The organism is Pyxidicoccus trucidator (assembly GCF_010894435.1).
Classification (GTDB): domain Bacteria; phylum Myxococcota; class Myxococcia; order Myxococcales; family Myxococcaceae; genus Myxococcus; species Myxococcus trucidator.
In genome coordinates this window covers 1-408 of record NZ_JAAIXZ010000102.1, presented here as the reverse complement: position 1 = coordinate 408, position 408 = coordinate 1, and the positions used below count along the sequence as shown (strand labels likewise).

Sequence of the window (408 nt, the reverse complement as noted above, 5' to 3'; positions counted from 1 at the left end):
GAGGTAGGGGTACTTCTCCGCGTCCCAGTTCACCCACGTCGTCTTTCCGCCGGTGACGGGGATGACGCCCAACCGCACCCTGGCGTTGGCCTTGCCGGCGCGAGGGTAGGAGAGCTGCTGCGCGCCCTGCGCGGGGTTGCCGGTGTCCGCGATGGAGAGCTTCTCCACGCCGCTCGTGTCCGACTCCGTGTAGGCCAGGGCCTTGGCGTCCGGGCTCCACCAGTAGCCAGAGAAGCGATACATCTCCTCCTGGGCGATGAACTCCGCCAGCCCGTGTGTCTTCTCCTCGGTGCCGCCCTTGGTGACGCGGCGCTCGGTGTTGGTGGCCAGGTCCAGGCGGTACACGTCGTGCTCGCGGACGTAGGCCACCTGGGTGCCATCCGAGGACAGTCGCGGGTCGATGACGCC

At 68.4% G+C, this 408-nt stretch carries 1 protein-coding gene; it reads right to left on the bottom strand.

The window, feature by feature from the left end:
- On the bottom strand, positions 1-408 hold a 408-nt coding region (locus tag G4D85_RS48605), incomplete at both ends, for a DPP IV N-terminal domain-containing protein (protein ID WP_205526045.1).